This is a genomic window from Delftia sp. DLF01 (genome assembly GCF_014852125.1).
Taxonomy (GTDB): domain Bacteria; phylum Pseudomonadota; class Gammaproteobacteria; order Burkholderiales; family Burkholderiaceae_C; genus Comamonas; species Comamonas acidovorans.
This window is the reverse complement of the sequence record NZ_JACVAZ010000005.1, coordinates 40764-62243: the sequence shown is the minus strand read 5'-3', so window position 1 is coordinate 62243 and position 21480 is coordinate 40764. Positions and strand designations below refer to the sequence as shown.

At 68.1% G+C, this 21480-nt stretch carries 19 protein-coding genes; 9 read left to right on the top strand and 10 right to left on the bottom strand.

Annotated features, from left to right (window positions below; all coding sequences use genetic code 11):
- Nucleotides 1-5: 5 nt before the first annotated feature.
- Nucleotides 6-380: an RNA recognition motif domain-containing protein gene (locus IB269_RS24055; protein ID WP_012207843.1), complete on the bottom strand. Its 375-nt coding sequence runs from the start codon at nt 378-380 to the stop codon at nt 6-8.
- A gap of 493 nt (nt 381-873) precedes the next feature.
- On the opposite strand from IB269_RS24055, the gene IB269_RS24050 reads away from it, so the two are divergent.
- The 4 genes from IB269_RS24050 (at nt 874) to IB269_RS24035 (ending at nt 4524) form a co-directional block, all read left to right on the top strand.
- A complete protein-coding gene (locus IB269_RS24050) occupies nt 874-1452 on the top strand; it encodes a TMEM165/GDT1 family protein (protein WP_034397481.1) in 579 nt (192 codons plus the stop codon).
- 106 nt (nt 1453-1558) lie between these two features.
- The gene (metX, locus tag IB269_RS24045; protein ID WP_192368512.1) at nt 1559-2707 is read left to right on the top strand and encodes a homoserine O-succinyltransferase MetX; all 1149 of its coding nucleotides are present in this window, start codon (nt 1559-1561) and stop codon (nt 2705-2707) included.
- A complete protein-coding gene (gene metW / locus IB269_RS24040; RefSeq protein WP_012207840.1) occupies nt 2704-3288 on the top strand; it encodes a methionine biosynthesis protein MetW in 585 nt (194 codons plus the stop codon). Before metX ends, metW begins: the two co-directional genes overlap by 4 nt.
- A 72-nt stretch (nt 3289-3360) precedes the next feature.
- A complete protein-coding gene (locus tag IB269_RS24035) occupies nt 3361-4524 on the top strand; it encodes a glycerophosphodiester phosphodiesterase (RefSeq protein WP_192368511.1) in 1164 nt (387 codons plus the stop codon).
- Here the strand turns inward: IB269_RS24035 and IB269_RS24030 are convergent.
- Nucleotides 4508-5158 (bottom strand): NAD(P)H-dependent oxidoreductase, encoded by a 651-nt coding sequence (locus IB269_RS24030; RefSeq protein ID WP_192368510.1) that lies wholly within the window; start codon nt 5156-5158, stop codon nt 4508-4510. The two genes, IB269_RS24035 and IB269_RS24030, sit on opposite strands and share 17 nt — an antisense overlap.
- Before the next feature lie 52 nt (nt 5159-5210).
- The gene (locus tag IB269_RS24025; RefSeq protein WP_235264161.1) at nt 5211-5708 is read right to left on the bottom strand and encodes a MerR family transcriptional regulator; all 498 of its coding nucleotides are present in this window, start codon (nt 5706-5708) and stop codon (nt 5211-5213) included.
- Between the two features lie 11 nt (nt 5709-5719).
- Between IB269_RS24025 and IB269_RS24020 the strand changes: the two genes are divergently transcribed.
- Both IB269_RS24020 and IB269_RS24015 read left to right on the top strand, forming a co-directional pair.
- The gene (locus IB269_RS24020; protein WP_013804799.1) at nt 5720-7228 is read left to right on the top strand and encodes a M20 family metallopeptidase; all 1509 of its coding nucleotides are present in this window, start codon (nt 5720-5722) and stop codon (nt 7226-7228) included.
- Nucleotides 7228-8112 carry an alpha/beta hydrolase gene (locus tag IB269_RS24015; RefSeq protein ID WP_192368509.1) on the top strand — a complete coding sequence of 295 codons (885 nt, stop codon included), beginning with the start codon at nt 7228-7230 and terminating at the stop codon, nt 8110-8112. Before IB269_RS24020 ends, IB269_RS24015 begins: the two co-directional genes overlap by 1 nt.
- On the opposite strand, the gene IB269_RS24010 is transcribed toward IB269_RS24015, so the two are convergent.
- Nucleotides 8099-8851: a 16S rRNA (uracil(1498)-N(3))-methyltransferase gene (locus tag IB269_RS24010; RefSeq protein ID WP_043820677.1), complete on the bottom strand. Its 753-nt coding sequence runs from the start codon at nt 8849-8851 to the stop codon at nt 8099-8101. The two genes, IB269_RS24015 and IB269_RS24010, sit on opposite strands and share 14 nt — an antisense overlap.
- Nucleotides 8852-8864: 13 nt before the next feature.
- Nucleotides 8865-9962 carry an aminoglycoside phosphotransferase family protein gene (locus IB269_RS24005; protein WP_013804796.1) on the bottom strand — a complete coding sequence of 366 codons (1098 nt, stop codon included), beginning with the start codon at nt 9960-9962 and terminating at the stop codon, nt 8865-8867.
- A gap of 92 nt (nt 9963-10054) precedes the next feature.
- Here IB269_RS24005 and IB269_RS24000 point away from each other — a divergent pair, with 92 nt between their 5' ends.
- The 3 genes from IB269_RS24000 (at nt 10055) to rsmA (ending at nt 14803) form a co-directional block, all read left to right on the top strand.
- The gene (locus tag IB269_RS24000; RefSeq protein ID WP_192368508.1) at nt 10055-12490 is read left to right on the top strand and encodes an LPS-assembly protein LptD; all 2436 of its coding nucleotides are present in this window, start codon (nt 10055-10057) and stop codon (nt 12488-12490) included.
- 41 nt (nt 12491-12531) lie between these two features.
- Nucleotides 12532-13959 carry a peptidylprolyl isomerase gene (locus IB269_RS23995; protein WP_013804794.1) on the top strand — a complete coding sequence of 476 codons (1428 nt, stop codon included), beginning with the start codon at nt 12532-12534 and terminating at the stop codon, nt 13957-13959.
- Between the two features lie 76 nt (nt 13960-14035).
- On the top strand, nt 14036-14803 hold the full coding sequence (rsmA, locus tag IB269_RS23990; RefSeq protein WP_043783066.1) for a 16S rRNA (adenine(1518)-N(6)/adenine(1519)-N(6))-dimethyltransferase RsmA: 768 nt from the start codon (nt 14036-14038) through the stop codon (nt 14801-14803).
- An 89-nt stretch (nt 14804-14892) separates the two neighbouring features.
- On the opposite strand, the gene IB269_RS23985 is transcribed toward rsmA, so the two are convergent.
- From IB269_RS23985 to IB269_RS23965, 5 genes are all read right to left on the bottom strand, one after another.
- Complete coding sequence (locus tag IB269_RS23985) at nt 14893-15318, bottom strand: barstar family protein (RefSeq protein ID WP_013804792.1); 426 nt, start codon at nt 15316-15318, stop codon at nt 14893-14895.
- Between the two features lie 149 nt (nt 15319-15467).
- Nucleotides 15468-15887, bottom strand: a complete 420-nt coding sequence (locus IB269_RS23980) for a ribonuclease domain-containing protein (RefSeq protein ID WP_192368507.1) — start codon at nt 15885-15887, stop codon at nt 15468-15470.
- 310 nt (nt 15888-16197) lie between these two features.
- On the bottom strand, nt 16198-18507 hold the full coding sequence (locus tag IB269_RS23975) for an NADP-dependent malic enzyme (protein WP_012207827.1): 2310 nt from the start codon (nt 18505-18507) through the stop codon (nt 16198-16200).
- Between the two features lie 208 nt (nt 18508-18715).
- A complete protein-coding gene (locus IB269_RS23970; RefSeq protein WP_192368506.1) occupies nt 18716-20182 on the bottom strand; it encodes a M81 family metallopeptidase in 1467 nt (488 codons plus the stop codon).
- Nucleotides 20179-21474, bottom strand: a complete 1296-nt coding sequence (locus IB269_RS23965; protein WP_192368505.1) for a Zn-dependent hydrolase — start codon at nt 21472-21474, stop codon at nt 20179-20181. The genes IB269_RS23970 and IB269_RS23965 overlap by 4 nt, the downstream gene beginning before the upstream one ends.
- Nucleotides 21475-21480 lie beyond the last annotated feature (6 nt).

Sequence of the window (21480 nt, the reverse complement as noted above, 5' to 3'; positions counted from 1 at the left end):
AGTGCTTAGTAGCTGTTGCGACGGCCGCCGCCACCGCCGTAGCCGCCGTCACGGTTGCCGCCGCCGAAGCCGCCGCCACCGCCGCCACCACCAAAGCCGCCGCCGAAGCCGCCGCTACGGGGAGCGCGGGGCTCCATCGGACGGGCTTCGTTGACCACCAGGTCACGGCCGCCGCGGTTTTGGCCGTGCAGGCCTTGGATAGCAGCTTGTGCTTCGGCATCGCTGCCCATTTCGACGAAGCCGAAACCCTTGGAACGGCCGGTGTCGCGCTCCATCATCACTTTGGCGCTGTTGACGGCGCCGAATTCGCTGAAGGCTTGCTCCAGATCGCTGTCACGGAAGGTGTACGGCAGGTTGCCGACGTAAAGCTTGTTGCCCATGGAGGACTCCTGAAAAAACTGGAAAACGCGATGGAGCCCTAGGGAGTCAACACGGGATGACAACGTTAGAGACGCAAACGCACTCGCCCTCATTGAGCCGAAGCCCGAACGAAAGCCTGCCCATTATGTGGCAGAAGTTTTCGCACGTTATTACTGTTTCGCAAAAATTCGTCGTGCCCGCCACAGAATGCCCCTGGGAGTAACCCTGAAATTGCGGCAGCGCATAAGCAAGTGCCGTGGCGGCAGTGGTGGTCGGCATGCGGATCGGGGTGCTGCTATGATCGCCGCCTCAGTCTTTGGGGAGTAGATCGTTCGGCTCAGTAGCCGGATGCATGCGTCAACAAACTTGGGCCTTCGCTGGCCTATGGCGTATGCGGCGCGCAGTGCAATGCTGCGTGTGACCGATCGAGACCATTGACCGCGCACCGATCCAAAGGCCGGAGTCGGAGCGTGGTCAATGCGTGCTCTATCCGGCCGGATAAATCCCCACACCATGGAAGCCTTCCTGATTTCAACCTCCGTCGTGGCACTTGCCGAGATGGGGGATAAGACCCAGCTGCTGTCGCTGGTGCTCGCCGCGCGTTTTCGCAAACCCTGGCCCATCGTTGCGGGCATTTTCGTGGCCACGCTGGTCAACCATGCGCTGGCCGGTGCCGTGGGTGCCTGGATCACCAGCTACCTGGGCGAGAACGCCATGCGCTGGATCCTGGGCCTGTCCTTCATCGCCATGGCGATCTGGATGCTGATCCCCGACAAGCTCGACGAGGACGAGGTCTCCGGGCATTCGCGCTGGGGCGTCTTCGGCACCACGCTGGTGGCCTTCTTCCTGGCCGAGATGGGCGACAAGACGCAGATTGCCACCGTGATGCTGGCGGCCAAGTACAACGCCTACCTGTGGGTGGTGGCCGGCACCACGCTGGGCATGATGCTGGCCAACGCGCCTGTGGTGTGGCTGGGCGACAAGCTGGTCAAGCGCGTGCCCATACGCCTGGTGCATGTGGTGTCGGCCGTGATCTTCCTGGTGTTGGGCGTGCTGGCCCTGTTCCTTCCGGGGACGGGCGTTTTGGCATAATGAGTCTTCATGCGCCGATTTGCTTCTGCTTGCGGGCGCTTTATAAATCCTGCTAAAGACGACACCAGAGAACCCGGCCTCGTTTTTAGCGATGCCGGGTTTTTTCATGTCCTTCATCGCCACACCACAAACCATGCACTTCGACGAGCCCCTGCCGCTGCAGGGCGGCGGCTCGATCCGGGACTACGACCTCGCCTACGAGACCTACGGGCAGCTCAATGCCGATCGCAGCAACGCGGTGCTGGTCTGCCATGCGCTCAATGCCTCCCACCATGTGGCAGGCGTCTACGAGGGCCAGGCCAAGAGCGAGGGCTGGTGGGACAACATGATCGGCCCGGGCAAGCCCGTGGATACGAACCGGTTCTTCGTGATCGGCGTGAACAACCTGGGCTCGTGCTTTGGCTCGACCGGCCCCATGCACGCGCATCCCGACACCGGCAAGATCTATGGCGCCGACTTCCCCGTGGTCACGGTGGAGGACTGGGTGGACGCCCAGGCCCGGCTGCTGGACCGGCTGGGCATTGGCCAGCTGGCCGCCGTGCTGGGCGGCAGCCTGGGCGGCATGCAGGCGCTGTCGTGGTCGCTGCGCCATCCTGACCGCATGCGCCACGCCGTGGTCGTGGCCAGCGCGCCCAACCTCAATGCCGAGAACATCGCCTTCAACGAGGTGGCGCGCCGCGCCATCGTCACCGACCCGGATTTCCACGGCGGGCATTTCTACGAGCACGGCGTGGTGCCGGCGCGGGGCCTGCGCATCGCCCGCATGATCGGCCACATCACCTACCTCAGCGACGACGTGATGAACCAGAAGTTCGGCCGCCAGCTGAGGGAGGGGCTGGACCTGAAGTACAGCACGCAGGACGTGGAGTTCCAGATCGAGAGCTACCTGCGCTATCAGGGCGAGAAGTTCAGCAGCTACTTCGACGCCAACACCTACCTGCTGATCACGCGTGCGCTCGATTATTTCGACCCGGCGCGCGCGCATGGCGGCGACCTGACCCGGGCGCTGTCCGTGGCCAAGGCCGGCTTCCTGCTGGTGAGCTTCACCACCGACTGGCGCTTTGCCCCCGCGCGCAGCCGCGAGCTGGTCAAGTCGCTGCTGGAGAACAACCGCGACGTCAGCTACGCCGAGATCGACGCGCCCCACGGCCATGACGCCTTCCTGCTCGACGACCCCCGCTACATGAAGGTGATGCGCTCCTACTTTGACAACATCGCCCAGGAAACCAAGACAGCCGCCAAGGAGGCCGCATGACCGAGCTGAACACCATGCAGGCGATTGCGCGCCTGATCCCCAAGGGCTCGCGCGTGCTCGACCTGGGCTGCGGCGATGGTGCCCTGCTGTCGCACCTGCAGCGCGAGCGCGGCTGCACCGGCTACGGCGTGGAGCTGGACGACGCCAATGTGCTGGCCTGCGTGCGCCGGGGCGTGAACGTGCTGCAGCTGAACCTGGAGGACGGCCTGGCCATCTTCCAGGACAACAGCTTCGACGTGGTGCTGCAGATCGATACGCTGCAGCATCTGCGCAATGCCGAGACCATGCTGCAGGAGACGGCGCGCATAGGGCGCGCGGGCATCGTCGCCTTCCCCAACTTCGCGCACTGGCCCAACCGCCTGTCCGTGCTGCGCGGGCGCATGCCGGTGACGCGGCGCCTGCCCTACCAGTGGTATGACACGCCCAATATCCGCGTGGGCACCTACAAGGACTTCGAGGTGCTTGCCACCCGCAACCGGCTGCGCATCCTGGACTCCTTCGGCCTGCAGGATGGCCGCAGCGTGCGCACCCTGCCCAATCTCATGGCGGGCACGGCCGTCTTCCATTTCGAGCACGCCTGAGCGGCGGTCCGGTCCATGCCCGTGTCATGGGTGGCGCGCACAATCGACGGATTGCGAACCCGAAAGGCAGACATGAACCGCTTCCCACGCCGCCGCGCGCTGGCCCTGGCCGGCGCGGCCGCCGGCCTGCTGCTGGCAGGCTGCGCCACGCCGCAGGCCGCCAATTCCCCATCGCAGGCCGCGGACTGGCCTCCCCGGCCCGCGCTGATCGCGCACCGCGGCGCATCGGCACTGCGGCCAGAGCACACGCTGGAGGCCTACCGGGAGGCCATACGCGCGGGCGCCGACTTCATCGAGCCCGACCTGGTCATCACGCGTGATGGCGTGCTGGTGGCGCGGCATGAGAACGCCATCGCCATCCTGGCGGCCGACGGCAGCCTCAAGGAGGCCACCACCAATGTGGCCGACCGCCCCGAGTTCGCGGCGCGCAAGACCACCAAAACCATCGACGGGCAGGCGATCACGGGCTGGTTCGTGGAGGATTTCACGCTGGCCGAGCTGAAGACGCTGCTTGCGCGTGAACGCATCCCGGCGATCCGCCCGGCGAATGTGCAGTTCAATGACCGTTTCGAGGTGCCCACGCTGCAGGAGGTCATCGACCTGGCAAAGGCGGAGAGCGCGCGCACGAACCGCACCATAGGCATCTATCCCGAGACCAAGCACCCGAGCTACTTCCAGTCCATCGGCCTGCCGCTGGAGCCCGCGCTGCTGAAGCTGCTTGCGGACAACGGCTGGAACCATGCGCAGGCGCCGGTGTTCGTGCAGTCCTTCGAGGTGGAGAACCTGCGCTGGATCCGTGCGCGCAGCAGCCTGCGCCTGGTGCAGTTGCTGGCGCCCAAGGGCAAGCCCTATGACAGCGTGGCACGCGGCACGGGCCCCGGCTATGCCGACATGGTCACGCCTGCGGGCCTGGCCGAGATTGCGCGCTATGCCAACGGCATCGGGCCGAGCAAGAGCATGGTGATCCCCGTGGTGCAGGGCGCCAATGCGGCGCCCACGGCGCTGGTGGCCGATGCCCACCGTGCGGGGCTGCTGGTCCATCCCTGGACGCTGCGGCCCGAGAACGCCTTCCTGCCCCTGAGCCTGAAATCGCCGCCCGCACAGGACGGCACCCGGCGCGGCAATGCACGCGCCGACATGGACGATTTCCTGCGCACGGGCATCGATGGCATCTTCACCGACGATCCGTCAGTGGGGCGCGCGGCCATCGATGACCTGCTCAAACCGAAGCCTTGAGACGGCGCGCCGCCGCGCGCTTGCCTGCTGCCTGCGCCTGCTCCAGCCACTGCTGCACACGGGCGGCCTCGGCGCCGAGCACGGGGCCGAAGCTGTGTATGCGCACGGGCCGGATGCCGCTGAATTCCAGGATGGCGCGGCGCATCTGGTGGTGGCCCGGCATGTGCGCCACCCAGCGGTAGTACCAGGGCGGTGAATCCATGCTCACCAGCAGGTCGGCCGTGCGGCCGGCCAGCAGCCGGTCCCACAGCACCGAGCCCTTGCGGTACTTGAAGGCGAAGCCCGGCAGAAAGATGCGATCGATGAAGCCCTTGAGCAAGGCCGGCAGGCCGCCCCACCAGGTCGGATAGACCCAGGCCAGGTGGCTGGCCCACAGGATGTCGGCCTGGGCCCGCTGCAGGTCAGGCTCCAGGGGCTGGTCCTGGCGGTAGCCGGCGCGCAGCAGCGGGTCGAAGTCCAGTTCGCCCAGGCGCAGCAGGCGTACCTCGGCGCCGCTGTCGCGTGCGCCCTGTGCGTAGGCGTCGGCCAGGCCTGCGCACAGGCTGCTGGCCGACGGGTGGCCGAGGATGATCAGGATGCGCTGGGGATGCGTATCGGCAGGAGGGCGGGAGGTGCTTGGAGACATGGCGCCCATGTTCGCCTTGCCCCTTGGGGCAGGGTCAAGCACCCGGGCTCAGGCCGCGTGCTCAGGCCAATGCGGGTTCGCAGGCGCCCTGGGTACCTGCCGTCTCCAGGCTGCATTCGAGCAGTTCGCGCTCCAGCGCCGCCAACTGGGACTGCTGTGCCTGAAGGCGCCGGATTTCTGCCTGAACCTGGGTGCTGCGCTCGCGCAGCAGCCGGGCCAGGGCTTCCCAGCTTGTGGCCTCATGGATGCGGTGCAGGCCGTGCAGCTCGTCCAGCCGAAAGCCCAGCCCAAGCGCCTGGCGGATGCGCTGCACAAGCACCAGGTCCTGCTCGCCATAGACGCGGTAGCTGCCTGCCCGTGCCACGGCGCCGAGCAGGCCCCGTGATTCATACAGCCGGACGGCCTTGGGCGAGCAGCCGGCGCGTCGGGCGAGTTCTCCGATATACATGGCGCGATCGTAGTCGTTGGCGGCGGGGTGTCCGGGGTCCGTGCCGCCTTGGCGCACAATGACCGGATCGCGGCGCTGGCTTCGCTCGAACGGTGCGCCGACCCATGACACGAGGACCCGCCATGAACGCACGCACCCCTTCGCAACTGCTGCAGCCCGCAGCCGCGCTTGACCAGATCAGCCGCTCCTGGGACGAGCGCATCGTCCCGGCGCTGACCGAGTACATCGCCATTCCCGCCAAATCGCCCATGTTCGCGCCCGACTGGGAGCAGCAGGGCCACCTGGAGACCGTGCTGCGCAATGCGGCCGACTGGGTGCTGGCGCAGAAGGTGGCCGGCCTGACGCTGGAGATCGTGCGCCAGCCCGGCCGCACGCCGGTGCTGTTCTTCGAGGTGGAGGGCACGCAGGACAAGGCGGCCTCCAGCCCCACGGTGCTGATGTACGGCCACCTGGACAAGCAGCCAGAGTTCGATGGCTGGCGCAGCGACCTGGGCCCGTGGACGCCCAAGTACGAGAACGGCAAGCTCTATGGCCGTGGCGGCGCCGATGACGGCTATGCGGTCTACGCCAGCATCGCGGCCGTGCAGGAGCTCAAGCGCCAGGGCGTGCCGCACCCGCGCATCCTGGGCCTGATCGAGACCTGCGAGGAAAGCGGCTCGCGCGACCTGCTGCCCTATGTCGATGCCCTGCGCCCGCGCCTGGGCGATGTGGGCCTGGTGATCTGCCTGGACAGCGGCGCCGGCAACTACGACCAGCTGTGGCTGACCACCAGCCTGCGCGGCATGGCCAGCGGCACGCTGAAGGTGGAAATCCTCACCGAGGGCGTGCATTCGGGCGATGCCTCGGGCGTCGTGCCGTCGTCCTTCCGTATCCTGCGCCAGGTGCTGGACCGGCTGGAGGACAGCAAGACCGGGCGCCTGCTGCCCGCCAGTTTCCACTGCGAGGTGCCGGCCGAGCGCATGGCGCAGATGCGCGACACGGCGGCCATCCTGGGCGAGGAAACCTATGCCCGCTTCCCCTGGGCGCACTACGACTGCGGCGGCTCCACGCTGTTCGCCCTGCCCACCACCACCGACCCGGTCCAGGCCCTGGTCAAGCGCACCTGGGAGCCCACGTTGAGCGTGACCGGCGCCGAGGGCCTGCCCGCGCTGCAGGACGCCGGCAACGTGCTGCGCCCCTATACCGCCTTCAAGCTCAGCCTGCGCCTGCCGCCCCTGGTCGATGCCGCTGCCTGCGTGCAGGAAATGAAGGCGCTGCTGGAGGACAACGCGCCCTACCAGGCCCGTGTGACCTGGCAGGGCCTGTCGGGCGCCAGCGGCTGGAATGCGCCAGCCATGGACGGCTGGTTCGAGGACGCGCTCAACGCGGCAAGCCAGGCGCATTTCGGCGCCTCCTGCGGCTACATCGGCCAGGGCGGCACGATTCCGCTGATGAACATGCTCAGCCAGGGCTTTCCCAAGGCCCAGATGATGGTCTGCGGCGTGCTCGGTCCCAAGAGCAATGCCCACGGTCCCAATGAATTCCTGCACGTACCCTATGCCAAGAAGCTCACGGCCGCCGTGGCCCAGGTGATCGCCGCCATGGCCGGGGCGCAGGCAGCCGCCGAGGCGGGCGCTGCTGGCGTGGCGTGATGGCAGCGCCGGCCCCCGCACCCGTTCCTGCACCTGCCTCGCAAGGCCAGGTCACGCGCCTTGCGTCCAGCGATGGCGCCGAGCTGTCACTGCGCGACTGGCCCGTGGACGGGGGTCAGGCGCGCGCCACCGTGCTGCTGGTGCACGGCCTGGGCGAGCACATCGGCCGCTATGAGGCGCTGGCCCGGCGCCTCAATGCCTGGGGCTATGCGGTGCGCGGCTACGACCAATACGGCCATGGGCGCTCGGCAGGGCCGCGCGGCGGCTTGACGTCCGATGGCCGGCTGCTGGATGACCTTGCGGCCGTGGTCGATGCCACGCGTGCCCAGCAGCCCGCTGGCCAGCCGCTGGTGCTGCTGGGCCACAGCCTGGGCGGCCTGGTGGCTGCGCTGTTCGTGGCGCGTGCCATCCGGCCTGTCGATGCGCTGGTGCTGTCTTCGCCGGCCCTCGACGTGGGCCTGTCGCCCATCCAGAAGCTGCTCGTGGGCACGCTGCCGCGCCTGGTGCCCGACCTGCGCGTGTCCAACGGCCTGCAGATTCCCTATCTCTCGCATGACGCGGCGGTCTGCGATGCCTACCGTGCCGATCCGCTGTGCCATGACCGCATCTGCGCGCGGCTGGCGCGGTTTCTGGCGCAGGGCGGCCCGCAGGTGCTGGCCCGCGCGGGGCAGTGGAGCGTGCCCAGCCTGCTGATGTGGGCGGGGGACGACAGGCTGGTGGCACCGGCCGGCAGCCAGGCCTTTGCCGACCGCGCGCCGCCAGCCGTGGTACAGGCGCAGTGCTTTGACGGCGCCTACCACGAGCTGTTCAACGAGCGCGATGACTTCGCCGCGCCCGTGTTCGCGCGGCTGCGCGACTGGCTGGGCCGCTTCAGGCCAGCGTGAGCGCCGCCAGCGCAGCCAGGGGCGCGGTTTCCGCGCGCAGCACGCGTGGCCCCAGAGTGACGGGGACAAAGCCCTGGGCGCGGGCCAGGGCCTCCTCGGAAGGCGACAGGCCGCCCTCGGGGCCGGAGAGAAAGACCACGGGTGCATCCTCGGCCGTGGCATCCAGGATCTCACCCAGCGGCCGCGTGCCCTCGCCCAGCGACAGCAGCAGGCGCAGCGTGCCGGGCGGCAGCTGTTTCGCACCGCCCTCCAGCCAGTCCTCCAGGTCTGCAGGGGTGTGCAGCGGAGGAACGCGGTTGCGCGTGCACTGCTCGCAGGCCGATACGGCCACGGCCTGCCAGTGGGCGAGTTTTTTCTCGGCGCGCTCGCCCTTGAGCTTGAGCACGCTGCGCTCGGCCACCAGCGGGGTGATGCTGGCGGCGCCCAGCTCGGCCGCCTTCTCCACCAGCCAGTCCATGCGTTCGTTGGCCGTGATGCCGGCCAGCAGGTGAACGGGGCGCAGGGGCTCTCGTTCCACGGCGTGGTGCGCGCCTATGCGCACGGCCACGTCGCTGCGGCCCATGCGCAGCACGGTGGCCTCGAACTCGCCGCCGCTGAAGCCTTCGCCGGCGCGGCCTTCGAAGAGGGTGATGCCGTCGCCGGGCTGCAGGCGCAGCACCTGCACATGGCGTGCCGCGCCGGGCGGCAGGTCGATGTCGGCGCCGCTGCGCAGCGCAATGGGGCAGTGAAAGCGTGGCATGGCGTATCCGTTCTCAGACGCGCCCGTAGGCCCAGCCGACCTGGGGCTGGATGTTTTCGATCTGGTCCACCAGGCGCAGCAGCGGCGTCAGCTCGCGGTAGCGGCTGCAGGTGGAGCGGATGTAGTGGATGAAGCGCGGCGCGTCGGCCAGGTAGCGGGGCTTGCCGTCGCGCAGCGTCAGCCGCGCGAAGATGCCGGCCACCTTGAGGTGGCGCTGCAGGCCCATCCACTCCACGCCCCGGTAGAACTCGCCGAAATCGTCGCCCCAGCCGCTTTGGCTGCGCGCGCCGACCAATCCCGACTTGCGCGCCTTCTCCCAGTAACGCACGGTAATGTCGATGACAAAGTCCTCTTCCCAGCTGATGAAGGCATCGCGCAGCAGGCTGGCGATGTCATAGGTCACCGGGCCATAGACCGCATCCTGGAAGTCCAGCACGCCCAGCGGGCCGCTGGCGGTCACGGGCTGCATGAGATTGCGCGTCATGAAGTCGCGGTGCACGAAGACGCTGGGTGCCGCCAGGTTGTGGGCCACGATCTGGTCGAAGGCCTTGGCCAGCGTGGCCTGCTGCCTGTCGTCGAGCACGGTCTCGCGGTGGCGCGCGATGTACCAGTCGGGGAACAGCTGCAGCTCGCGGCGCAGCAGCGCGTCGTCATAGGCGGGCAGCACGTCGGGGCGCGAGGCGGTCTGCCAGGCCAGCAGCACCTCCAGCGCCGAGCGGTACCAGGCTTCCGCGTCCTGGGGCTTTTCCGGGTCCAGCGCCTCGATGACGGTGTGGCCGCCCAGGTCGGAAAGCAGCATGAAGCCGTGCGCCGCATCCCAGTCCAGGATCTGCGGCACGGCCAGCCCGGCCGAGGCCATCAGCGCCTGCACCTTGGCGAAGGGCGCGCAATCTTCCTTGTCCGGCGGGGCATCCATGACGATGAGGCTGGCGCCCGCGCTGGTGTCCAGGCGCAGATAGCGGCGAAAGCTGGCATCGGCCGAGGCAGGGCGCAGGGTTTCGGGGCGCAGCGCGTGGCGGGCGGACAGCGGGGCCAGCCAGGCGTCGAAGGCGGCGTGGCGGGCGGGGTCGGCCCAGACAACGCCGGCCGTGGGGGTGTTTGGATGGCTCATGGATAATCGCGATTCTACAAACCGCCACCCCGGCGAATGCCCGGCGGTGATGCTAGGCTTGCGCCTTTGTCCACCCGCCGCTGTTGACCACCGTGTACCTCCGACCGCCGCTCCCCGATCCGCTGGCTGCCCGCGCGCCCGCGCGCCCCGCTGTACGCCCGCTGGCCTGGCTTGTGGCTCTCGCATGGGCCGGTGGCTCCACCATGGCCCAGGCCCAGCCCGCTGCAGCCGACGAAGGCCGGCTGCAGCAAGTCCGCCCGCTGCGCCCCAGCACGCTGATGCAGGAAACCTATCCCGAGGCGGTGCGCTCCCAGCAGCCCGTCTATGTGCGCGGTGACGCGCTCAGCGGCCAGCCGGACATCAACTCGGTGGTCGAGGGCAATGCCGAACTGCGCCGTGGCGACACGATGATCCGCGCCGACCGGCTCGAGTACCAAGTGCCCGACGACCGCGTCAATGCCTCGGGCGCAGTGCACATCAACCAGGCCGGCAATGTCTACGAGGGCTCGCAGCTGGACCTGGAGGTCGATGCCTTCAAGGGCTTTTTCGACAACGCCGGATATCGCTTCCTGGCCAATGGCGCCTACGGCAAATCCTCGCGCGTGGACTTCATCGACCGCGACCATGCCGTGGTCCACGATGCCACCTACACCACCTGCCAGCGCGACGACGAGGCCAGCTGGGAGCCGGCCTGGATGCTGCGCGCCCGGACCCTGCACATCGATATGGCCGAGGAAGTGGGCGTGGCCGAGGGCGCGGCCCTGCAGTTCAAGGGCGTGACCGTGCTGCCCGTGCCGCGCATGAGCTTTCCGCTGTCGGACAAGCGCAAGTCGGGCCTGCTGCCTCCCACCATGGGCCTGGACAAGCTCAGCGGCATCGAATACACGCAGCCCTACTACTGGAACCTTGCGCCCAACCGCGACATGACCCTGTATCCCTCGGTCATGAGCAAGCGCGGCGTCAACCTGGGCGCCCAGTTCCGCTACCTGGAGCCGACCTATTCGGGCGAGGCCTATGCGGCCTACATGCCCGGCGACCGCCAGCGTGACCGGGACCGCTGGGCCTACTCGCTGCAGCACCGGGGCGTCATCGACTCGCCCATTGGTGGCCTGGGGTTGAACATGAACCTCAACCGCGTCAGCGACGACAACTACTGGCGCGACTTCCCGCTGGCCGCCAAAACGCTGCGCGAGCGCCTGCTGCCCAACGATGTGAACCTGTCCTGGGCGCGTGGCGACAATGTGCTGACCCTGCGCACCCTGTACTGGCAGACCATGCAGGATGCATCGGCGCCCATTGCCCCGCCCTACGGCATGAAGCCGCAGCTGCAATGGCGCTACACGCCGCTGGACCTGCCGCACGGCCTGGACTTCAGCTTTGTGGCCGACACCACGCGCTTCGAGATCGACAAGCCCCTGGCCGGCATGACCTACAACAACGGCCAGCGCAGCTACATGCTGGCCCAGGTGAGCCGCCCCTTCCTGTCGCCGGGCGCCTTCATCACGCCCAGGATCCAGTTGCACACCAGCAACTACCAGGTGGACAGCCTGATGAGCAACGGCAGCCGCAATGCCTCGCGCACGCTGCCCACGGTCAGCGTGGACAGCGGCCTGGTGTTCGAGCGCGACACCACGCTGTTCGGCCGCCAGCTGCTGCAGACCTTCGAGCCGCGCGCCTTCTACACCTACACGCCCTACCGCGACCAGAGCTTTCTGCCGCTGTATGACACGGCGCGCAACGACTTCAACTTCGCGAGCATCTACTCCGAGAACGACTACAACGGCCAGGACCGCATTGCCGACAACCACCTGCTGACCCTGGGTGCGACCACGCGCCTGATCGACGGGACCACGGGTGCGGAAAAGGCGCGCTTCGGCATTGCGCAGCGCGTGCGTTTCTCCGACCAGAAGGTCATCCTGCCCGGCGAGGTGCCGGCCACCAGCCGCCTGTCCGACGTGCTGCTGGGCGCGGCCATCAACTGGACCGATGCCTGGTCCACCGAAGGCACGACCCAGTACAACCGCGACCTCAACCGCTCGGTGCGTACCACCTTTGGTGCGCGCTACAGCCCCAGCTCCTACCGCACGGTGAACGTGGCCTACCGTACCCAGTACGACACAGTGGCGCGTACCGACGCCAGCAAGCTGGTCGATGTGGGCTGGCAATGGCCCATCAACGACCTGTGGGGCGACAAGGGGCGCGACCTGGGCGCTGGACGTGGCCAGGGCGGCGGGCGCTGGTACACGGTGGGCCGGTTGAACTACAGCCTGAAGGACCGCAAGCTCGTCGATACCGTGGTCGGGCTGGAGTACGACGGCTGCTGCTGGATTGGCCGCGTGGTGCTGGAGCGCCTGCAAAGCTCCATCACCCAGTCCAACACCCGGCTGCTGTTCCAGATCGAGTTCGTCGGCTTCTCGCGGCTGAGCCTGGGTGCAGACCCGCAGCGCAGCCTCAAGCAGAATGTGCCGCGCTACCAGTACCTGCGCGAGTCCGTGACGCCTCCCAGCCGCTTCACCAACTACGATTAGAGCCAACGCTCCAAACACGCTTTTTGCAAGGCATCTCTCCCATGCGTTTTCTTTCCCAGACCCATTGCTGCGCAGCTGCCGCTGTGGCGCTGGCCTTGCTGGCCACCACAGCCCAGGCGCAAGGCCTGCGTGTTCCGGGCCAGTCCAGGGCGCCCCAGGCCGGCGATGCCTCCGTCTCGCGTGCGCTGGACGCCACCAACCTGCCCTCGTCGCGCGATCGCGGCGCCAAGGCTGGCGTGCGCTCGGCCGATTACATCGTCGCCGTGGTCAACTCCGAACCGGTGACCAACAATGAAGTGCGTGCCCGCATGGCGCGCGTGGCGCAGAACATCGCCGAGCAGGGCGGCCAGATGCCGCCCGAGGCGCTGCTGGCCCGCGAGGTGCTGGAGCGCCTGATCGTCGAAAAGGCCCAGCTGCAGGAAGCCAAGGACACGGGCCTGCGCGTGGATGACTACGCCGTGGACCAGGCGCTGACCAATGTGGCGCGGCAAAACGGCCTGGACAAGGCGGGCCTGCAGTCCCGCCTGCGGGCCGAAGGCGTGAACGAAAAGCAGTTCCGCGAAGAGCTGCGCCGCCAGATCACGCTGCAACGTCTGCGCGAGCGCGATGTGGACGGCCGCGTGCGCGTCACCGATGCCGACATCGATCGCTACCTGGCTGAGCAGCGCAGCGGCGGTGCCGACAAGGCACCGGCCGCCGTGAACCTGGGCCACATCCTGATTTCCGTGCCCGAGAACGCCAGCCCCGCCGAAGTGGCCGAGCGCGAGGCCCGCGCCAAGCAGGCCGCCGAGGCCGCCCGCACGCAAGGCGACTTCCTGGCCGTGGTCAAGGAGTTCTCCGATGTGCCCGACGGCCAGGGCGGCGGCGCCATGGGCATGCGCCCGCTGGACCGCTATCCCGAGCTGTTCACCAAGGCCGTGGGCCAGACGGCGCAGGGCGGCATCGTCGGCCCCTTCCGTTCGGGCGCGGGCTTTCACGTGCTCAAGGTGCTGGAGAAGTCGCAGGCCGGCATGCCGTCCGTGGTCACGCAAAACCATGCGCGCCACATCCTGCTGCGCATTGGCGACCAGATGACCGAGGCCGATGCCGCCAAGCGCCTGGCCGACTACAAGCGCCGCGTGGACAGCGGCCAGGCCAGCTTCGAATCGCTGGCCCGCGAGTTCTCGCAGGACGGCAGCGCGCGCAACGGCGGCGACCTGGGCTGGGCCTCGCCCGGCCAGTTCGTGCCCGAGTTCGAGCAGGTGCTCAATGCGCTGCAGCCCGGCCAGGTCAGCGACCCGCTGGTCTCGCGCTTCGGTGTGCACCTGATCCAGCTCATCGAGCGCCGCCAGGCTGCGCTGACGCCGCGCGAGCAGCGCGACATGGTGCGCAACGTGGTGCGCGAGCGCAAGCTCGAAACCGACTACCAGACCTGGCTCCAGGAGCTGCGTGGCCGCGCCTACGTCGAGTACCGCGAGCCTCCGCAATAAGACACCCCCCGAGCAGCTGCGGCTGCGGCAGTCCACAATGGAAGGCGGTGCCATGGCGCACCGCCTTGCTTTTTCTATGAAACACATTCCTCGCAAACGCTTCGGCCAGAACTTCCTGACCGATGACGGCATCATCGACGGCATCGTGAGCGCCATCGACCCCCGGCCGGGCCAGTCCATGGTCGAGATCGGGCCGGGCCTGATGGCCCTGACCCAGCCCCTGGTCGAACGCCTGGGCCGGCTCACCGTGATCGAGCTGGACCGCGACCTGGCCGTGCGCCTGCGCCTGCACGAGCAGCTCGACGTGGTCGAGTCCGACGTGCTCAAGGTGGACTTCCGTGCCATTGCCGCGCGCCTGGGCGTGCCCAAGCTGCGCATTGCGGGCAACCTGCCCTACAACATCTCCAGCCCCATCCTCTTTCACCTGCTCGAGCAGGTGGACGTGGTCGAGGACCAGCATTTCATGCTGCAAAAAGAGGTCATCGACCGCATGGTGGCGTCGCCCTCCACGGCCGCCTATGGGCGGCTGACGGTCATGCTGCAGTGGCGCTATGCGATGGAGAGCGTGCTGTACGTGCCGCCCGAGAGCTTCAATCCGCCGCCCAAGGTGGACAGCGCCGTCGTGCGCATGGTCCCGCGCGAGTCGCCGGCGGCCCTGGACGCGAAGCTGCTGGAGGAGATGGTGCAGGTGGCCTTCAGCCAGCGGCGCAAGATCCTGCGCAATACGCTGGGGCGCTGGCTGGAAGCCAAGGGCTTTGACGGGGAATTCGACCTGCAGCGCCGCGCCGAGGAAGTGCCGGTGTCCGAATACGAGGCACTCGCCGCCCGGTTCACGCGCGCCTAGCCACAGGCGGCACCCAGCGACTGCAGCGCCGACAGAGCCCACAGCGCCCGATTGGGCGCTGTGGGCTCTGGGCAATCAATGTCCTGCGCTTACAGGAACGAGTAGAAGCAGCGGAACGGAATCTTGCGCTCGGCCCAGTACTCGGCCGCGTCGCGGAAGCTGTCCAGCAGCTGCTCGCGCACTTCCTTGTCGAACTTGGGCGTGGTCGGGATCTGGTCGAGCACGAGCACAAAGCCCGGCTGCGGGCCGGCCTTGTGGATGGGGTCGGTCAGGCAGTCGTAGAGCGCGTCGAAGTTCTTGCCGAAATGCGCAGGGAAGAAGAACTGCGTGGCCAGCAGTTCCAGGATATCGGCCTTGGTCTGCGCATGGGCCAGGTTGGCATACAGAAAATGGCACCCCAGCGTCTCGGCCGCCTGTTGCAGATCCTCCACCCTGTAGGCGCGGATGGACTGCACGATGTTGGCGCGCACGTTCCGCAAAGGGGTGTCGGGGATCTTACGAAGTGGTGCATCCATCTCCGTGGCTCTTTCTCTAACGTGGATGTGGCCTGCGGGGACGGGCTCATGGCCTTCGGCATCCCTGGGCTGTGGATGAAATGCAGACCCCTGCCAGCGCACTGCGTCGGACACGGAGGGTCGAACTGGCTGTAGAGACTGGGTCGAGGTCATTCGATGATCTTGCGAAAGCTGCTGTAGTGGTCGCTGGTGTAGTAGCAGGCATCGGGCTGCTGGGGCTCTCCGCCGCAGACGATGCGGCGGGCCCCACGGTCACGCGAACCGGGCGTGCGCACCGTGTACTCACGGTAATAGCCACGCGACTGGCGCGGCAGGATGCGCTCGCGGTTGCCGAACACCGTGCCGTCCTTGTCGTGGGCAAAAGGCCCGCCGCGCAGGATCAGCGTATACGTGGAACGGCCTTCGCGCGGCAACTCGGACAGGGGGACGGTGGCCACGGCCGCCGTCGTCTCCACGCTCTCGGGCGCCGAGCGGCGCGCATCAGCGAGCGAGGGCGACAGCACAAAGGCGGCCCCGACGATGAGCGCTAGACCGGACTGGTACGCCTTGGCGGCGGCTGCCTTCAGCATCAACTACACCTTTCAGAAATCCAGGGAAGCCCTGAAATCTCGACCCGCTAGTGTGACGGAACACCCCTCAAAATGCAAGTTCTGCCCAAAAAACAGGCAGCTTGACCAAGGAAATGTCTGGGGATTGAACAGTGAGAAGGCAACTCTGCGCCTGAGTTGCCTGCTATTCAATGCAAATGCCGCCCGTTGTCAAAAAAAGCGCGCGCGGCCAAAACGAGGGACACCGAGCAAGGGCCGCCCCGCAGCGAGGGTGTCGTCCCCCTCCCGCGAAGCGAGAGAGGGGGAAGCGGCGAAGCCGCTCAGGGGGTGCTTACCGGTTAGCGTTAGCGTCCGCCACCGTCAGCGCCGTCATGTTGACGATGCGGCGCACCGTCGTGCTCGGCGTGAGGATGTGCACGGGACGGGCGGCGCCCAGCAGCACGGGGCCAATGGCAATGCCGCCGCCAGCGGCCTGCTTGAGCAGGTTGTAGCTGATGTTGGCCGCGTCGATGTTGGGCATGACCAGCAGGTTGGCGTTGCCCAGCAGCGTGCTGTTGGGCATGAGCTGGGCGCGGGCCTTGCCGTCCAGGGCCACGTCGCCGTGCATCTCGCCGTCCACTTCCAGCCACGGGGCCTGCTCGCGCAGCAGCTCCAGGGTCTGGCGCATCTTGACGGCGCTGGGCTGGTTGCTGGAGCCGTAGTTGGAGTGCGACAGCAGGGCGGCCTTGGGCTTGACGCCGAAACGCATCATTTCCTCGGCGGCCATGATGGTGATCTCGGCCAGCTGCTCGGCCGTGGGGTCGTAGTTGACGTGGGTGTCCACCAGGAAGACCTGGCGGTCGGGCAGCAGCAGGCCGTTCATGCAGGCATAGGTCTGCACGCCGGCGCGGCGGCCGATCACCTGGTCCACATACTGCAGGTGGTGCGATGTCTGGCCCCAGGTGCCGGTGATCAGGCCATCGACTTCGCCCTTGTGCAGCAGCATGGAGCCGATCAGGGTCAGGCGGCGGCGCATCTCGATCCGGGCGATGGGCACGGTGATGCCCTTGCGCTCGGTCATGCGGTGGTAGGTCTGCCAGAAGTCGCGGTAGCGCTCGTCGTGCTCGACGTTGACCACGTCGTAGTCCGTGCCTTCCTTCAGGCGCAGGCCGAATTTCTCGATGCGCTGGGCAATGATGGCCGGGCGGCCGATCAGCGTGGGGCGCGCAATGCGCTCGTCCACCACGATCTGCGTGGCGCGCAGGATGCGCTCTTCCTCGCCCTCGGCGTAGGCCACGCGCTTCTTGGCGGCCTTCTTGGCCGCGGCGAACAGCGGCTTCATCATGGTGCCCGAGGCGTAGACGAAGGTCTGCAGGTGGGCGCGGTAGGCATCCATGTCCTGGATCGGGCGCTGGGCCACGCCGCACTCGGCGGCGGCCTGTGCCACGGCCGATGCGATCTTCATCATCAGGCGCGGATCGAAGGGCTTGGGGATCAGGTACTCAGGGCCGAAAGTCAGTTGCTCGCCCACGTAGGCGGCCGCCACTTCCTCGCTTTGCTCGGCCTGGGCCAGCTCGGCGATGGCGTGGACGGTGGCGATTTCCATCTCGGTGGTGATGGTGGTCGCGCCGCAGTCCAGGGCACCCCGGAAGATGTACGGGAAGCACAGGACGTTGTTGACCTGGTTGGGGTAGTCCGAGCGGCCCGTGGCGATGATGGCGTCGCTGCGCACGGCCTTCACGTCTTCGGGAATGATCTCGGGGTTGGGGTTGGCCAGCGCGAAGATCACCGGACGCGCGGCCATCTTGACCACCATGTCCTGCTTGAGCACGCCGCCAGCGGACAGGCCCAGGAAGACGTCGGCGCCTTCGATGACCTGGCCCAGCGTGCGCAGCTCGGTGGCGCGCGCGAACTGGGCCTTGTCCTCGTCCATCAGCTCGGTGCGGCCCTCGTAGACCACGCCGGCCAGGTCGGTGACGAACACGTTCTCGCGGCGCAGGCCGACCTTGAGCAGCAGGTTCAGGCAGGCCAGGGCAGCGGCGCCCGCGCCCGAGGCCACGAGACGGACCTCCTCGATCTTCTTGCCGGCCACCTTGAGCGCGTTGACCATGGCCGCTGCCACGGTGATGGCCGTGCCGTGCTGGTCATCGTGGAAGACGGGGATCTTCAGGCGGCGGCGCAGCTCGCGCTCCACGAAGAAGCACTCGGGTGCCTTGATGTCTTCCAGGTTGATGGCGCCGAAGGTGGGCTCCAGCGCGGCGATCACATCGACCAGCTTTTGCGGGTCCTTCTCGTTGATCTCGATGTCGAAGACGTCCACGCCCGCGAACTTCTTGAACAGGACGGCCTTGCCTTCCATCACCGGCTTGGAGGCCAGGGCGCCGATGTCGCCCAGGCCCAGCACGGCGGTGCCGTTGGAGATCACGGCCACCAGGTTGCCGCGCGCCGTGTACTTGAAGGCGGCGGCCGGGTCCTTGACGATCTCTTCGCAGGGCGCTGCCACGCCGGGCGAGTAGGCCAGGGCCAGGTCATGCTGGTTGGCCATGGGCTTGGTCGGCACGATGGTCAGCTTGCCGGGCTTGGGAAACTCGTGGTATTCGAGTGCGGCACGGCGCAGCTGGGCACGTTTATCGGAAGGGGTCGGGGCCGTGTTGTCGGACATCAAGCGTCTCCAGCGAAGGCATGGCCAACGCACGCGCGGATCAGCCCGCGTGCCGTCGGCCGAGGTAGGGGGGAACCGATTGTAGGCCGACAGGCAATAGCCGGGCCCTGCTGTGAAACTGTTGTGATGCCTGGTTGCCCAATGCCCCGCGGCGGCGGCGGTCTTTGCTTGCGCGCCGCCGCAAAGCCGGGCAATCACATGGCGTCCATCAGATGGCGTCCAGCGGAAACACCGGGCGGCTGACCCGGGCGAACGGAAAGCGCGAATAGTCCGAGGTGGTCACGCCGGGGCTGTCGCACTCGACCAGGCCGGCCGACAGCGGCACGAAGACGGGTCGGCAGTACATGCGCGACTTGAGCAGCACGAAGCGAAAGCGCGTCGGGTCCATGCCCACGCAGTGGAACACGCCCAGGTCCCAGGGCTCATGCGTCTGCTCGGTGATCACGATCTGCGCTGCGCCCGTGTCCAGGCAGACCGTGCGGCCCATGTGGCAGCGCTGGCCCGTGTAGATGGGGCCGCTGACCGTGTAGGCGCCGTCGCTGACGGCACGCACCGTGCCGCGCAGCCGCAGCGGCTGCTTGTGCAGGCCTATGCCTTCGAGCGACACCTTGTTGCCCAGCGCGATCTCCACCTCGGCGCCTTCGCCCGCCGCCGTGAGCGAGGCAACCGCTTCGGGGTCGCACAGCGGGCCCACGGCAATGCCTGACAGGCCCAGCTCCAGCGCGGTCTGCAGCACGTCCATGGTGTCGCAGGTGCCGCCGGACATGCAGTTGTCGCCATGGTCGAGCAGCAGCACGGGGCGGTCGGCGCCTTCGGCCAGGGCCTGGGCGCGGCGCAGCGAATCGGCCAGCGGCTCGCTGCGGTAGATGAAGTCGGCCCGGCGCTGCCAGATCCGGGCGGCCAGCGCGTCCACGCTCGCCTGGGTGGCCGCGCGCTCGTCGGTCCTGCAGGTGGCGACCACGCTCACGCAGGGCGCGGCGATGTCGGCCAGCGAGAAGCCGCCGAACACCGAGACCGCCGGCAGGCCCTCCGTTTCCAGGGCGCGCGCTGCGTTCACGGCGTCCAGCATGGGGCCGTCCAGCGTGGTGCTGCGCAGCGTGTGGCTCATCAGGGGCAGGCGGTGCCAGCACACGGCGTAGCGCGCGCGGCCGGCCAGCATGTCAAGCAGCAGCCGGCCCGCGTGCTCGCCGGTCTCGTACATGTCGATGTGCGGATAGGTCTTGAAGCCGACCATCACGTCGGCATTGCCCACCATTTTTTCGGTGATGTTGCCGTGCAGGTCCAGCGCCACGCCAACGGGCACGCCGGGCGCGGCGGCGCGCACGCGTTCGAGCAGGTCGCCTTCGCCGTCGGCGCTGTTCTCGGCCACCATGGCGCCGTGCAGGTCCAGCAAGATGGCATCGCAGCCCGGCGCGGCCGCCACGATGCGGCGCGTGAGTTCGTCGTAGGCGGCCGCATGCACGGGGCCGCTGGGATTGGAGGTGGCCGACACGGGCGTGACCAGGGTGGCGCCCGCCGCCTCGGCCAGGTCGATGAAGGCGGCCATGGCCGTGCGCATGCCCTTGTTGGCCGAATAGGCCGCCTCGCCATAGGTGGGCGCAAACGCCTCGATGGGCGTGGGCACGGGCGAGAAGGTATTGGTCTCGTGGTTGAGCCGGGCGATCAGGATCTTCATGCCGGCACCCCGCCGTCCGCTGCCTGCACCACGCCCGCGGCCGCCAGCATGGCGCGCAGCAGCACGTTGCAGCCGGCCTCCAGGTGGGCGGGCTCGGCATCCTCGATCTCGTTGTGGCTGATGCCGTCGGCGCAGGGCACGAAGATCATGGCGGCAGGCGCCACGCGGGCCAGGTAGACGGCATCGTGGCCCGCGCCGCTGACCACGTCCATGGCGCTGTAGCCCAGGTCGGCGGCATTGGTGCGCACGGCCTCCACCAGGTGCGGCGTGAAGGGCTGGGGCGGGAAGTAGACGACCTGCTCCACGCCAATGGTCACGCCACGCGCGGTGGCAATGCGCTCGCAGGCCGCGCGCAGTGCGGCGTCCATGTCCAGCAACTGGCCGTCGTCCGGCGCGCGCAGGTCCACGCTGAGCTTGACGCCGCCCGGGATCACGTTGCGCGAGTTGGGAAACACCTCCAGCGATCCCACGGTGCCGCGCGCATGCGGCAGGCGGTCCAGGGCGATGCGGTTGACCTCGGCCACGATGCAGCTGGCGGCCAGCAGGGCGTCGTGGCGCAGCTCCATGGGCGTGGGGCCGGCATGGGCCTCCATGCCCTGCACGCTGACGTCGTACCAGCGCTGGCCCAGCGCGGCGCTGACCACGCCGATCACGCGTTCATGGTTTTCCAGCACCGGGCCCTGCTCGATATGGGCTTCGAAATACGCGCCCACCGCAGGCGCCGGGCCGGCCGGCCCGGCATAGCCGATGGCGCGCAGCGCCTCGTCCACGCTCACGCCCTGGGCATCGCGCTGGGCCAGCGCATGCTCCAGCGTGAAGGCATTGACGAACACGCCCGAGCCCATCATCACGGGCACGAAGCGCGAGCCTTCCTCGTTGGTCCACACGGCCACCTCCACCGGGGCGCGCGTGCGCACGCCGCCATCGTTGAGCGTGCGCAGCACCTCCAGCCCGGCCAGCACGCCGTAGTTGCCGTCGAACTTGCCGCCCGTGGGCTGGGTGTCGATGTGGCTGCCCGTCATCACGGGCGGCAGCGAATCGTCCAGGCCCGCGCGCCGCGCGAAGATGTTGCCGATGGCATCGACGCGGATGCTGCAGCCGGCCTCGCGCGCCCACTGCACGAAGAGATCGCGCCCCTGGCGGTCCAGGTCCGTCAGCGCCAGGCGGCACACGCCGCCCTTGGGTGTGGCGCCTATGCGCGCCAGGTCCATCAGCGATTGCCACAGGCGGGCGCCGTCGGTGCGCAGCCCGGCCGCAACGGCGGTGGCTGCAAGAGGGGTACTGAGATCCATGAATGA